Source organism: Leifsonia sp. HAY1-4F (assembly GCF_056755275.1).
Genome location: NZ_JBNDHX010000110.1, coordinates 1 through 12,049 on the forward strand (window position 1 = coordinate 1; position 12,049 = coordinate 12,049).

Annotated in this window: 13 protein-coding genes; 5 read left to right on the plus strand and 8 right to left on the minus strand. The window is 69.7% G+C overall.

Annotated elements, in window-relative coordinates; all coding sequences use genetic code 11:
* Positions 1-125 precede the first annotated feature (125 nt).
* The 3 genes from ACPYOG_RS16465 to ACPYOG_RS16475 all read right to left on the minus strand — a co-directional run bounded on the left by ACPYOG_RS16465 (position 126) and on the right by ACPYOG_RS16475 (position 3,737).
* Positions 126-1,490 carry a PhoH family protein gene (locus ACPYOG_RS16465; protein WP_244528020.1) on the minus strand — a complete coding sequence of 455 codons (1,365 nt, stop codon included), beginning with the start codon at positions 1,488-1,490 and terminating at the stop codon, positions 126-128.
* A gap of 288 nt (positions 1,491-1,778) precedes the next feature.
* Complete coding sequence (locus ACPYOG_RS16470) at positions 1,779-2,897, minus strand: aminotransferase class V-fold PLP-dependent enzyme (protein WP_481295248.1); 1,119 nt, start codon at positions 2,895-2,897, stop codon at positions 1,779-1,781.
* A gap of 42 nt (positions 2,898-2,939) precedes the next feature.
* Positions 2,940-3,737, minus strand: coding sequence for an isoprenyl transferase (locus ACPYOG_RS16475; protein WP_481295249.1), 798 nt, complete (start codon positions 3,735-3,737; stop codon positions 2,940-2,942).
* A 74-nt stretch (positions 3,738-3,811) separates the two neighbouring features.
* Here ACPYOG_RS16475 and trhA point away from each other — a divergent pair, with 74 nt between their 5' ends.
* The gene (gene trhA / locus ACPYOG_RS16480) at positions 3,812-4,657 is read left to right on the plus strand and encodes a PAQR family membrane homeostasis protein TrhA (protein WP_481295250.1); all 846 of its coding nucleotides are present in this window, start codon (positions 3,812-3,814) and stop codon (positions 4,655-4,657) included.
* Between the two features lie 30 nt (positions 4,658-4,687).
* On the opposite strand, the gene greA is transcribed toward trhA, so the two are convergent.
* Together greA and ACPYOG_RS16490 are read right to left on the minus strand one after the other, a co-directional pair.
* Positions 4,688-5,179 carry a transcription elongation factor GreA gene (gene greA / locus ACPYOG_RS16485; RefSeq protein WP_481295251.1) on the minus strand — a complete coding sequence of 164 codons (492 nt, stop codon included), beginning with the start codon at positions 5,177-5,179 and terminating at the stop codon, positions 4,688-4,690.
* Between the two features lie 123 nt (positions 5,180-5,302).
* Positions 5,303-5,704 carry a DUF4307 domain-containing protein gene (locus ACPYOG_RS16490; protein ID WP_481295252.1) on the minus strand — a complete coding sequence of 134 codons (402 nt, stop codon included), beginning with the start codon at positions 5,702-5,704 and terminating at the stop codon, positions 5,303-5,305.
* A 154-nt stretch (positions 5,705-5,858) separates the two neighbouring features.
* On the opposite strand from ACPYOG_RS16490, the gene ACPYOG_RS16495 reads away from it, so the two are divergent.
* Entirely contained in the window at positions 5,859-6,194 is a 336-nt protein-coding gene (locus tag ACPYOG_RS16495; RefSeq protein ID WP_481295253.1) for a hypothetical protein, read from the plus strand.
* Positions 6,191-6,661, plus strand: a complete 471-nt coding sequence (locus ACPYOG_RS16500; RefSeq protein WP_481295254.1) for a hypothetical protein — start codon at positions 6,191-6,193, stop codon at positions 6,659-6,661. The genes ACPYOG_RS16495 and ACPYOG_RS16500 overlap by 4 nt, the downstream gene beginning before the upstream one ends.
* A 9-nt stretch (positions 6,662-6,670) precedes the next feature.
* On the opposite strand, the gene ACPYOG_RS16505 is transcribed toward ACPYOG_RS16500, so the two are convergent.
* Together ACPYOG_RS16505 and ACPYOG_RS16510 are read right to left on the minus strand one after the other, a co-directional pair.
* Positions 6,671-8,869 (minus strand): cell wall-binding repeat-containing protein, encoded by a 2,199-nt coding sequence (locus ACPYOG_RS16505; RefSeq protein ID WP_481295255.1) that lies wholly within the window; start codon positions 8,867-8,869, stop codon positions 6,671-6,673.
* A 143-nt stretch (positions 8,870-9,012) separates the two neighbouring features.
* A complete protein-coding gene (locus ACPYOG_RS16510; RefSeq protein ID WP_481295256.1) occupies positions 9,013-9,642 on the minus strand; it encodes a LysE family translocator in 630 nt (209 codons plus the stop codon).
* Between the two features lie 110 nt (positions 9,643-9,752).
* Between ACPYOG_RS16510 and ACPYOG_RS16515 the strand changes: the two genes are divergently transcribed.
* Positions 9,753-10,223 carry an Lrp/AsnC family transcriptional regulator gene (locus tag ACPYOG_RS16515; RefSeq protein ID WP_090037672.1) on the plus strand — a complete coding sequence of 157 codons (471 nt, stop codon included), beginning with the start codon at positions 9,753-9,755 and terminating at the stop codon, positions 10,221-10,223.
* On the opposite strand, the gene ACPYOG_RS16520 is transcribed toward ACPYOG_RS16515, so the two are convergent.
* Positions 10,220-11,125 carry an SDR family oxidoreductase gene (locus ACPYOG_RS16520; RefSeq protein WP_481295257.1) on the minus strand — a complete coding sequence of 302 codons (906 nt, stop codon included), beginning with the start codon at positions 11,123-11,125 and terminating at the stop codon, positions 10,220-10,222. The genes ACPYOG_RS16515 and ACPYOG_RS16520 overlap by 4 nt on opposite strands.
* 102 nt (positions 11,126-11,227) lie before the next feature.
* Between ACPYOG_RS16520 and ACPYOG_RS16525 the strand changes: the two genes are divergently transcribed.
* A complete protein-coding gene (locus ACPYOG_RS16525; RefSeq protein ID WP_481295258.1) occupies positions 11,228-11,794 on the plus strand; it encodes a TetR family transcriptional regulator in 567 nt (188 codons plus the stop codon).
* Positions 11,795-12,049: the final 255 nt, after the last annotated feature.

The window sequence follows — 12,049 nt, forward strand, 5'->3', positions numbered from 1 at the left end:
TCCGTCGTCGGCAGCGTCAGATGTGTATAAGAGACAGACCATCGACTACGCAAAGACTGCACGCGGAGAACGTTCTCCGCGTGCAGTCTTCGTGTACTCGACGGTGGGGCGTAGGTGGGGGCGGGTCAGGCGAGCTCGTTGGCCTCCAGCATCTCGGTGACGAGGGCGGCGATCGCGGAGCGTTCCGAGCGGGTGAGCGTCACGTGGGCGAAGAGCGGGTGACCCTTGAGCGTCTCGATCACACTGGCGACGCCGTCGTGGCGGCCGACGCGGAGGTTGTCGCGCTGCGCCACGTCGTGCGTGAGCACGACCCGCGAGTTCTGCCCGATGCGGCTCAGCACCGTCAGCAGCACATTGCGCTCCAGCGACTGCGCCTCATCCACGATCACGAACGCGTCGTGCAGCGAGCGTCCGCGGATGTGCGTGAGCGGCAGCACCTCGAGGATGCCGCGGTCGAGCACCTCGTCGAGCACGTTCTGCGAGACCAGGGCGCCGAGCGTGTCGAAGACCGCCTGGCCCCACGGATTCATCTTCTCGCCCTGGTCGCCGGGCAGGTAGCCGAGCTCCTGGCCGCCGACCGCGTACAGCGGACGGAACACCATGATCTTCTTGTGCTGCCGGCGCTCCAGCACCGCTTCGAGCCCGGCGCACAGGGCCAAGGCCGACTTGCCGGTGCCGGCACGTCCACCGAGCGACAGGATCCCGATCTCCGGATCGAGGAGCAGGTCGATAGCGAGCCGCTGCTCCGCCGAGCGGCCGTGCAATCCGAACACATCGCGGTCACCGCGAACGAGCTTCACCTCGCCCTCCGCGACCACGCGCCCGAGGGCGGAACCGCGGTCCGAGTGGATGACGAGGCCGGTGTTCACCGGAAGCCCGGCGACGGCGTCGGTGCGCATCCACTCGTCTTCGTAGAGGGACGCCATCCGGTCGCTGCCGAGGTCGATCTCTGCGAGCCCCGTCCATCCCGAGTCGACGACCTGCTCGTGCCGGTACTCCTCCGCCGCCAGGCCGATGGAGGCGGCCTTCACACGCAGCGGCAGGTCCTTGGAGACGACCGTGACGTCGAGTCCGTCGTTGGCGAGGTTGAGGGCGACGGCGAGGATGCGGGAGTCGTTGTCGCCGAGCTGCATCCCGCTCGGCAGGACCGACATGCTGGAGTGGTTCAGCTCCACGCGCAGGGATCCGCCCTCACCGACGGGGATCGGGAAGTCGAGCCGTTCGTGCTCGACACGCAGGTCATCGAGGTTGCGCAGCGCCTGCCGCGCGAAGTAGCCGAGCTCGGGGTCGTTGCGCTTGCCTTCCAGCTCGCTGACCACGACGACCGGGATGACGACAGCATGCTCCGCGAACCGGAAGATGGCCTTCGGGTCGGAGAGCAGGACGGACGTGTCGAGCACATACGTGCGCTCGCTCGTCTTCGCCGCGCCTGCCGCCGAGCCGTTCGACCGGGTTGCTGCCTGTCGGGTTGTTGATTCCGCCACGACCACTCCCACCCCGCCGCTCCCTCGGGAGCCGGCGGATCTCTCAGGCGAGTCGGCCGCTTGGGTTTCGAAACGAACTTACGTGGCCGTCTCGATCGGGCGCGGTGCCCGATACCGCGAACCTACGCCCGGCCGCCGACACGGGTCGACCGGCTTGCCGCGTGTCGTGTTTCGTGCGCGTGAACATTCACCCCCCATTCGGGAACACGCAGGGAACGGCAGCCCGCGACTGCGCGCAGCCGGCGCCCGACCACGACGCAACCGGCGACCAAGCGCTGAACCGAACAACCGCGCTCAGGCGACCGACGCGTACGACGTGAATGCCGCCCGGAGCATGTCGAACGTCTCCTCCGTCGTCCCGGCGTGCACGCTCAGACGAACGCTGGCCGCCCGCACCGACGCCGTCACGCCGTGGTTGTGGAGGGAGGCGCTCAGCGCGGTGAGCTGCTCGGGCAGCGGCTCCAGCACGATGATGCCGGCGCGCTCGTTCCCGCTGCGCGAGGAGGCCACCGGCACGGCGAACTCGTCCGCGAGCTGGAGGATCCGCTCGGCATTGTCCGCCACCGCGGCCGCAATGGCCGTCACACCGACCGCTGCGACCTCCTCCAGCGCCGCGGCGAAGCGGGCCTCGGCGATGGGATCGGGGTTGGAGATCGAGAAGGCGCTCGCGCCGCGCACCGGGTCGCGCACCTCGTCCCAGGGCTGATCGGGGCCGGAGCCCGTCCAGCCGCTGAACACGGGCGTCAGATGGTCGAGGGCCCGCTCGCTGAGGGCGAGGAATCCGGTGCCCCAGCCGGCGCGCATCCACTTCTGGCCGCCCGTTGCGACGACGTCGGCGACCTCCCACGGGGCGTCCACCACGCCGAATCCTTGGATGGCGTCCACGATCAGAAGGCGGTCGCCGATGACCTGGCGGATGCCGTCGATGTCCGCGAGGTAGCCCGTGCGCGAGTCCACCAGGCTGACCATCACGGCGACCGTGCTGTCGGTCAGCTGCTCCCGCAGGCCCGACGGCGTCACCCGGCCCTGGTCGGTCGCGAGCCAGGCCGGCGTGATGACACGAAGCGCCTGCGCCGCACGCTCGGCCGCGTAGGTGAGCGAAGGGAATTCCGAGAGCGCGACGAGAACCTCGCCGCCGGTGAGGCCGAAAGCGGCGTGCAGCAGGCCGCTGGAGGCGTTCGGCTGGAACACGACCTGGTCGGCCGGGAATCGCGTGAGCGCGCTGACGCCGTCGCGCACCCGCTGATCTTCCGCGCGCATCCGCTCGATGGTGCCGTGGCGCGCTTTGGAGAGGATCTCGTACTGCCCGATCGTCTCGGCGCGAACCGTCGCCGAGAGCGGGCCGACCCTCCCGTAGTCCAGATATCCGGGCTCTTCACGGAAACCGCTGCTGTACTCCTCGACCGTCGTCACCTGTCGATTCTGCCGGATGCCGTCCACAGCCGCCGAACCGGCTCAGCCGCCGAACCGCCGCTGCCGACGCGAGTAGTCGCGGACGGCACGGAGGAAGTCGACCTCGCGCAGGTCCGGTCCGAGCGCCTCCACGAAGTAGAACTCGCTGTGCGCGCTCTGCCACAGCATGAAGTCGCTGAGCCGCTGCTCCCCCGAGGTTCGGATGACGAGGTCGGGATCCGGCTGGCCTCCGGTGTAGAGGTGCTCGCCGATCAGGTCCGGCGTGAGCAGGTCGGCCAGCGTCTCGAGGCTTCCGCCCTCGGCGGAGTGCGCCGCCACGATGCTGCGCATCGCATCCGTGATCTCCTTGCGGCCGCCGTAGCCGACCGCGAGGTTGATGTGCATCCCCGTGTTGCCCGTCGTGCTCTTCTCGGCGTCGGCCAGCGCCTCGACCAGGCGAGCGGGGAGCCCGGTCGTCGTTCCCACGTGCTTGACCTTCCAGTCGCCGTAGCGGGAGAGGTCGCCGGCCAGCTGCGCGATGATCTCGATGAGGTCGCCGAGCTCCGCGCTCTCGCGGTTCGTCAGGTTGTCGGAGGACAGGAGATAGAGGGTGACGACCTCGATCCCGAGCTCGTCGCACCACTCGAGGAACTCGCGCATCTTGGCAGCCCCCGCCCGGTGGCCGTGCGCCACCGTGCTGAGTCCCGCCTGACGCGCCCAGCGCCGGTTGCCGTCGATGATCATGGCCACGTGCTTGGGAAGCGCCTCACGGTTGAGCGAGCGCTTGATCCGCTTCTGGTAGAGCCCGTAGAGCAGCCCACTGGGCTGCAACCGGCCCTCCGGGGTCTGTCGTCTGCTCACGCTGCTACGTTAGCGCGGGCACCGCGGGCGCGGCTCACAGCATCCCGGCACCGCCGTTCCCCTACGCTTGAGCCATGTCGTCCCGAAAGAGCCCGCGCCCCGGCAGCACCGGGGATCACGGCGACCCGGAGGATGTCGCCGAGTTCTTGAACGAGCCGAAGAACGCGCTGGATGCGTCGGATGCCGCCGTGCAGGCGGACGAGCACGACGCGCGTGACGGCGGCCCCGAACTGCCCAACATCCCGCTGCTGGATGCCTCCCCCGCTCATCCGGCCGACATCCGGCCAACATGGCGCGGATGGATCCATGCGGGGACGTTCCCGGTCACGATCGCCGCGGGCATCGTCCTCATCGCGCTGGCGCACGGCGCGCCCGCCAAGTGGGCCTCGGCCGTGTTCATGCTGACGTCGATGCTGCTGTTCGGCAACTCGGCCCTGTACCACCGGTTCGACTGGCGACCGCGCACGAAGGTGCTGCTCAAGCGCATCGACCACGCCAACATCTTCCTGCTCATCGCGGGGACCTACACTCCGCTCGCCGTGCTGGCGCTGCCGCCGAGCAAGGGCATCCTGCTGCTCTCGCTGGTGTGGGCGGGGGCGCTGATCGGCATCGGCTTCCGCGTCTTCTGGATCACAGCGCCGCGCTGGCTGTACGTCCCGATCTACGTCGCTCTGGGATGGGCGGCCGTGGCGTACGTCGTCGACCTGCTGCACGCCAACGTCGCCATGATGATCCTGGTGCTGATCGGCGGTCTGCTCTACACGATCGGCGCGGTGATCTACGGGATGAAGCGGCCCAACCCGTTCCCCGGGCGGTTCGGCTTCCACGAGATCTTCCACACGCTGACGGTGCTGGCCTTCCTCTGCCACTGGACCGCGACCCTCCTGATCGCGCTCCACCCCGCCTACAACGCGGGCTGAGTCACTGGCCGGTGAGTCAGTGGCGGTGCATCACTGGCCGGTGTAGGTGTCGACCTTGACGATCTCGACGGGGATCCGGCGGCCGTTCGGCGCCGTGTACTCGGTCTTGTCGCCCACCTTGAGGTCGAGGATCGCCGCACCGAGCGGGCTCTGCTCGCTGTAGACCGGAAGGTCGGTGCCGGAGGCGATCTCACGGTTGCCGATGAGGAATACGCTCTCGTCACCCGCGATCGTGGCGGTGATGACGGTCCCGGGCTCGACGACGCCGTGGCTCTCGGGAGCCGCGCCGACGCTGGCGTGACGCAGCAGGTTGGTGAGCTGGACGATGCGGGCCTCGATCTTGCCCTGCTCCTCCTTGGCCGCGTGATAGCCGCCGTTCTCCTTGAGGTCGCCCTCTTCGCGGGCCGCCTCGATGCGCTTCGCGATCTCGTTACGGCCATTGACGCTGAGCTCCTCGAGTTCGGCCGAGAGACGGTCGTACGCGTCCTGGGTCAGAAACGTGACCTGAGACTCCTGAGACATGATGAACTCCTTCGCGCCTGCGGCTGACGCCACTGCAGTTGATAGCACCGTGGCTGAGAGGCCGATTCGGTACCGGTGCTAAAGTCGACGCCCCGGCCACGGCCGGGGCGTATCCGCACAATACTAGGTCAGCCAGCAGGTGTTGATCAAACCCGTGTTGGGCTTCATGATGGTTCGGATCGCCTCGGTATGAGTGGTCACACGCCTGTCGGAACCGGGGTACTGGACGATGCGCCAGCCGACGATCGCGAAGTCCTCGTTGAGGGCCTGGATGGCGCAGGTCACCGGAGTCCCCACGGGGGCGTTGATCGTGAACGAGATGTCGACGTGGTGGTCGTCCGGGATCGTGTACGCGGTGTCTGTCGTCTCCAGGTTGGCCTGGTCGTTGTCCCAGCCGGCCCAGAACACCCACGCGGTGACGACCGCGAGCACGGCGAGCGCGCCGCCGACGAGCAGCCAGCGGTCGCGCCGCTTGCGTCGTGGCGTGCGGCCGTACCGGGTATCGAGCGTCGGGGTCGCCGTCATGCGTGCACCGCCATGCCGTCCAGCTCCGCCTCCCGCTCGGGAGCCTCCCGTCGGGCGACGGTAGGCTGAAACCAGACTAGGAGAGAAAGCTGTGAATGCCGCCGCGAGAGCGGCCGGTCGCAGTTCTCCGATCGACGCGAAAGTGGAGACCGCGATGCCCGAGACCGACGCCCTTCTGCATGCCTGGGTACGGCTGGCAGCGACGCCCGCGCCGACGCCGTCGGGTGCACCCAGCGACGACTCGGTGACACCGGGTGTCGTCGGCTTCGCCGTCACCTTCGTTCTCGCTGTGGTGGTCGTGCTCCTCGTGATCGACATGGTGCGCCGCATCCGGCGCGTGCGGTACCGCGCGGAGATCGCGGAGAAGCTGGACGCCGAACAGGCGGCGGCCGGACAGGCGGAGACTGGACAGGCGGACGCGGCCCCGGCGCGTCCCGAGGGGCTGGAGACGCAGAACGGGGACGAGCAGCCGCCCTCTCCGACTCGATGAAGCGCACGACTGGTGCCCTGGCCGCCGGCGTGGCGGCCGTCGTGGTCGTCGCCGGCGCGGTCATCGTGGCCGCCGTGACGCAGCACCCGAACGATATCCGGCCCGCCGCGTCCGGCACCCCCGCTTCGTCCGCGGGAACCTCGCACGACGGCTCCACTGCTCCCAGCTCCGCCCCGCCTCTCTCCCGGGCGGACGCCGCAGTCCTCGACTACGTGCACACGCTTCCCACCGTCGACGACGTGAGCGCCGACACGGTCGGCGAGTTCACCGAGCTGACCTGCGCCACCCTCCGGTCGCCGAAGATGTCGACCGACTTCTACGCGCAGGTGATCTCGATCGAGACGAAGGGGTACTCGCTCACCCCGGAGAAGGCCAACGAGCTCCTCGGCGTGACTGCGCGCGCGGCGTGCCCGGACGCGACCCGCGTGGTGGACAGCCGCGGCGCCCAGCAGGCCGTCGCGCCCTGAGGCCCGAGGTCAGCAGGCATTCCCCCGGCCGACACCGTCGCTCACGACGCTCGTGCCGCCGACGATGGTGGTTGCGTCGACACTCAGGGTCTGGAGCCGATCTGCTTCCGGTTTGACCAGACAGGACCCGTTGGTCAGGAGCAGCGGAAAGTGCGCGGTCCCTCCCCACGCCGCCCCGGTGAGCGCGTCCGGGAAGTTCAGCCCGGAAGCGATCAGCGCGGTGGGCGCGCTCGCGAACGCGTAGGCGGCCACCGCGGCGTTCGTGGCGAAGCGGTCGCCACCGGCGAGACGCTGGACGGGTGCGATCCTCTGGAGCGCGCCATCGAGGCCGGACGGAATCGCGTTCGGGCCGCCGACGACCGCGATGCGCTTCGGTGCCAGCGCGCTCAGCGTCGCCGCCACAGCGGAGCCGGTCGCATCGCCGCCCGGTGTCAGCAGCACGGGGCCGCCCTGGCTGCCTGCAGCTCCCGTCGCCGACAGCGCGTCCGGAAAGCTGGAGCCGCTCGCGACGTACGCGATCGGCACGGGGCCCGCAGCGAAGGCGTACTGGGCGACGCGACGGCTGGTGTCGTAGCGGTCGCTACCCGCCAGGCGCACTACGGTGGCCGCCAGACTCGAGAGCGCATCCGACACCGTGGGCGAGACGGCGTTCACTCCGCCCACCACGACGATGCGGCTAGGACGGAGCCGAGCGATCTCGGCGGAGACGACGTCGGGCAGCCCGCTCGGGGACGTCAGCAGGAGCGGTCCGCCCTGGGCTGCAGCAGCAGCGCCGGCGGAGAGCGCGTCAGGGTAGTTGACGCCGGATGCGAGGTAGACGACCGGCGCGGTGCCGGGGTAAGCGGCCCGAGAGACCGCTACTGCCGTGTCATACCGGTCGCCACCGCTGATCCGCGTGCTCGGGAGGTGCTGGTGCCGCACATCGAAGCTCTGGATGCCCATGAAGAGCGAGCTCTGGTTCGCGGGCGAGATCTCCGGCGTGTCCAGCCAGCCGTAGTTCGCGGCGAAAGCGCCGACCGAGCCGTCAGCGGGAAAGGCGCCGTGCAGCACGTTCGCGGGCACGGCGGTCGTCTCACTTGCGCCCGGATCGGTCCGGCAGGTCGCGACCGACTGGAGGCGCAGACCGAAGTCGGTGTTGCGGAGGGCGTTGGCCACAGCGGCGTGATCGGCGTGCGTGTACACGAAGCAGTGGTTGTCGGCGAGGTTGCTGTAAGCGGAGACCATTCCCGCGTCCGGCAGCGTCGTGTCCACGCCCAGTGCCGCCCTGTTGGCGAGGACCGTTCGCATAGCCCACGCGACCTTCGCCTGTGTGAGGTCGCCGTCCCCGAGGTCGAAGTCGATGAGGGCGCCGCGCCCAAGGGTGTCGGTCCAGACCTGTGCTGTCGTATCCGTGAATGGCGAACCAGCGGGCGGCGCGGTGGCCGGTGAGGTCGGGGATGCGGGTGCCTGCGGCGCGGAGCCGATCGCCGGCCGGTCTTCCGGCACCCGGGGCTCGCGCGCGAGCGCCACTCCCTGCGACGGGAAGGGTGGGATGACGACAGGCGGCCCGAACGCACCGGGCATCGTCGGGTCGGATGCGGACATCGCAGAGAAGTAGCCGAGCCAGGAATTGAGCCTGGCACGCTCGCAGGACGCGGTGTGCATCCCCAGAGGCGCCGGATTGGCCGGTGCAGCGCCGCCGAGAAGGCTCAGCTCGTACCCGACCGCCCCGCAATGGTACGTGGACTCGCCGCGCGTCATCAGGACGAACACCTTGTACAGGTCGGGTCTGTTGGCGTAGAAGGAGGCCGCCTCGAACTCGTCGTCGGGGTGCGGGATGGCGATGTACAGAACGCGGGAAGGGGGTCCGGCGAACGTGCTCGGCACCGGGGTATCCGTGGTCGCCGGCGTATCCGTGGTCGCCGGCGTATCCGTGGTCGCCGGCGTATCCGTGGTCGCGGGCGTATCCGTGGGGGCCGGCGTATCCGTGGGGGCAGCGGTGTCCATCGGTGCGGCGCCGTCGGTCGGAGTCGCGCCGTCGGTCGGCGCCGGCGTATCCGTCGACGCCGGCGGGTCGCTCGGCGTGTCCGCCGGATCGGCTGTCGCGGAGCGGGCGTCGTGGGATGCCGTCGCGGGGATTGCGGCCGGAAGCACCGAGAAGCCGCTCACCGAGGTCGCGATCGCGGCGATAGCCAGGCAGGAGATGGCGCGCGAAGTGAACGCGCGCAAGCGGGGAGACGGCAATCGGGACCTCTGGCTGCATCGGCCCGGCGGAAGACCTGGGCCTGTTCGGGTAGCCAGCCCCTCTGGACCGACTGGTTCGTATTATTACAGCGGATATCCGTACGAAACGGCAGCCACCTCTTTTAGGGTCAGGATGCGGACAGCCACTGCACCGCTCGTTCCACGAGCAGCGCGAGACCGATGAGCGTCATCGCGGCGCCCGAGATGCGCGCGACCACCGCCGCACTGCGCGGACGACCGACGAGCACGAAACGGGACAGCAGCGCGACTCCCGAGTAGACGAGTGCGCAGGTCGCGACGAACAGACCGCCGAGCAGCAGCATCTGTGCGGCCGGCGGCCAGGATGTCTCCCGCGAGGTGAACTGCGGCACCAGCGCGAGCAGGACGAGCAGACCCTTGGGGTTGAATCCGGACACGCCCGCGCCGCGAAAGAACGTGCTCCACGTGGAGGCGACGCTTTCGCTCGGGTCGATCAGGGGAGCCGGCGCCCGCAGCAGGCCGTTCAGCCCGATCCAGATGAGGTACAGGGCACCGCCGATCGTCAGCGCGCCGAGCAGCAGCGGGTTCGCGGCCACGAGGGCTCCGACGCCGACGGCGACCGCGAGCACGACGATGGCATAGCCGGTGACGATCCCGGCGATCGAGGGGACGGCGCGGCGACGTGCTCCCGCCGCGATGGCGAACGCCCAGTCCGCGCCGGGCGTCAGGACGAGCAGGGTCGACACACCCCAGAATCCGAAGATCGCCGCTGCTGTCATCGTCCGCCTCCACTCGCCTATCGGTGATGGGCAGGAATCTATGCCAATCGGCGACGAAGGTGCTTCCCAATAGTGAGCACTCCTGAGCGGACCGTGGAAGAATCCACCCCATGGACGCCATCGACCGCGAGATCCTTTCGGTGCTTCAAGAGGACGGACGGATCAGTCTCACCGACCTGGCCGACCGGGTCGGACTGACCCTGTCGCCCTGCCACCGCCGGGTCCGCGAATTGGAGCGCTCGGGGGCGATCGAGCACTACCGCGCGGTGGTCTCCCCCGCCGCTGTCGGCCTCGACTTCGAGGCGATCGTCTTCGTCCGCATCGACCGCACCGATCCGGACACCGTCGGCGCCTTCGAGGCGGGCGTCCTCGACATCCCGAACGTCGTGCAGGCCGAGCGGCTGTTCGGCGATCCCGATTACATGCTCCGGGTGCTCACCACGGACCTCCCGGCGTACCAGGAGCTGTTCGACGGCCCGCTCGGGGCCCTCCCGGGTGTGCGCAAGCTCTCGTCGACCCTCGTGATGAAGCAGGTGACCGGCCGGCGCGCACTCCCGACCGGCCACCCGCGCAGGACCTAGCCGGCGACGGGAACCCGCGAGTAGGCGCCGGCGGCGATGTCCTGCAGGAGGGTCGGTCCGGTGGGGGTCCAGCCGTAGCGCTCCCGGGTGAGTGCGCCGGAGGCGACGATGTCCATCCCGAAGAACGCGCCGATCCAGCCGAAATGCGACTCGGCGTCTTCCGGGGCGATGGATGCGGCGGGCAGATCGAGCGCGGCACCCAGTGCCTCAGCGATGGCACGCGACGGGATGCCCTCCTCGCCGACGGCGTGGACGATCCCGCGTGCGGGCGCCTGCTCGAGCGCGAGGCGGACGAGCCGTGCGGCGTCGCTGCGGTGGACGGCCGGCCAACGGCTGGAGCCGTCGCCGATCCAGGCGGCCACTCCACGCTCCCGGGCGATGCGGGCGAGCTGCGCGGTGAAGCCGTGGTCGCCCATCCCGTGAACCGTCGGCGAGAAACGCAGGGCGACGGGCCGCACTCCGCGATCGGCGTACTCGAAGGCGAAGGTCTCGCCTCCGCCGCGCGGTGCGTCGGGTCCGGAGAACGGCGACGGATCGTTCTCGGTGAACACGCGGCCCCGGCTCCCGGCGAGCCCGGACGCGAACAGCAGAGCACGCCCCGAGCCGGCGAGCTCGTCGCCGATGGCCTGAACGACCGCGCGCTCCGTACGGCCGGACTCGGCGAAGTGGTCGAAGTCGTGCTTGAAGCCGAGGTGGATGACGGCGTCGGCCGCCGCCGCTCCCGACCGGAGGCTCTCGAGGTCGTCGAGCGAGCCGGGATGCGGCTGGGCGCCGGCTGCGCGGATGCGCTCCGCGGACGCGTCGGAGCGCGCCAGGCCGGTGACCTCGTGGCCGGCCTCGATGAGTTCTGGGACGACGGCCGACCCGATCCAGCCGGATGCTCCGGTGACGAAAACACGCATTGTGTGACCTCCAGGTGTCGTGATGTCAGTGACTGTCATGGACTCTATCACTCATGTCAGTGGCTGTCATCAGCGTGCGGCTTTCGTCGGTAGACTGTCGCCGTGGGACGTTGGACACCGGACGCGCAGCTCCGCCTCAGAGCGGCAGCTCTCGAGCTCTACCGCGAGCGCGGCTTCGAGCAGACGACGGTCGCCGACATCGCAGAGCGCGCCGGCCTGACCGAGCGCACGTTCTTCCGGCACTTCTCCGACAAGCGCGAGGTCCTCTTCGCCGGATCCGCGGACCTGCAGGATGCGGTGGTCGCCGCCATCGCTGCGGCCCCGGCCGACTCCTCACCGCTCGCCACCGCGGGTGGAGGTGTCCTCGCCGCGTGCCGGCTCATCGCGCACGTGAGCGCCGACGACTTCTCGCGGCTGCGTTCGGCCGTCATCGCCGCGACGCCGAGTCTGCAGGAGCGCGAACTGCTGAAGCTCGCGTCTCTCGCCGCCGCTTCCGCCGCGACCCTGCGCGAGCGCGGTGTGAGCGAGCCGGCCGCGAGCATCGCGGCCGATGCGGCGGTCTCCGCATTCCGCATCGGCTTCGACCGGTGGGTGGCCGAGCCGGACGGCGGCACCCTGGAGCAGCGCGTCGCCGACGCGCTCGAGGCCGTCCGCGCCCTCGCCCGCTGACCCCTCCCTTTCCCCCTCCCACCCCGCGCCGCGCCGACATTCGTCACGAATGTCGCGTTATTCTCGGTCAGAAGGCACATTCGTCACGAATGTCGCCTTCGCCTCAGACCCAGCCGGAACGCACATTCGTGACGAATGTCGCGTTAAACCTGGTCAGAAGGCACATTCGTCACGAATGTCGCCTCCCGCGGCAGGTACGCGGTCGAGAGGGGGAAGGGCTGTCTCTTATACACATCTGCCGCTGCCGACGACGGA